We start from the raw sequence: 865 nt of genomic DNA on the forward strand, positions 1-865 counted from the left end.
ATAAGCATAACTCAGTCCTCTTTTTTGCCTTTTTGTTTCTGGAAAATCAAAACTCGCAAAATTTGGACTGAGTTTCTTTGACACTCCTACCATTTTGAAAAGTTATATATGACAAAGATACAAGCAAATTGCTTCCGTTGTCTGTAAGGCATTCAACAGTATGAGGCAGGTCGAAGATGAGCAGTAGTCTTAGGGTGTTTTATTTTAAAACGTTGGGGAGTGAGGTAACTTTCAGCCAAAGAAGCCTCTAATAAGAGGCTCTTCGTAGAATTTTTCTATGATTTTCTACCTTCATATTTAGCGACATAAACATTCATTCCACAGCCGTATAATTTTTTAAAGCCTTTTAAATACCATTTAATTCCATTTTCATTACGCACATCAAGAAAAACAATACCCTCTTTAACAAGATATTTAGTATATAGGCCGTTATTATATTCTTCAGGAGAAGAAGAACAGTTGTGCCAGGGGATATCTATGTTTGCCGATGCAGTTCCAATGCCTCCAGTTAATGCAATAACAGCTGTTAATATACCACCCACGAAGAATTTCTTAAACATAAAAAATTTCCTTTAACAGTTTTGTTACTTATGATTTAAATTTATTACTTATCAAATAATATTTTCTAATGCGTGCTAAATGTAAATCATCACCAGATGTTTTTACAATTTCAAAATTTAAAACTTATTATGCTTTTATTTTATATTTAAAAATTATCTGACACTCCGAGATAGAAAACATCTCTTCATAAAAAAGCAAATCTATGGTCTTCCCCGTTTTTGCAACACTCATTTTGATGTATGGTTGGCTTGCTTAAATCTATCCGGCGTCTCTATGAGTATGGATACCCGCGCCACGATGAGTT

General features: G+C 33.3%; 1 protein-coding gene. It reads right to left on the reverse strand.

The window, feature by feature from the left end:
* Positions 1 to 275: 275 nt before the first annotated feature.
* Positions 276 to 560: an LCI family antimicrobial peptide gene (locus AAC854_RS22740; RefSeq protein ID WP_340619075.1), complete on the reverse strand. Its 285-nt coding sequence runs from the start codon at positions 558 to 560 to the stop codon at positions 276 to 278.
* Between the last annotated feature and the right edge of the window lie 305 nt (positions 561 to 865).

Origin of the sequence: Xenorhabdus entomophaga (assembly GCF_037996725.1) — a bacterium.
Taxonomy (GTDB): domain Bacteria; phylum Pseudomonadota; class Gammaproteobacteria; order Enterobacterales; family Enterobacteriaceae; genus Xenorhabdus; species Xenorhabdus khoisanae.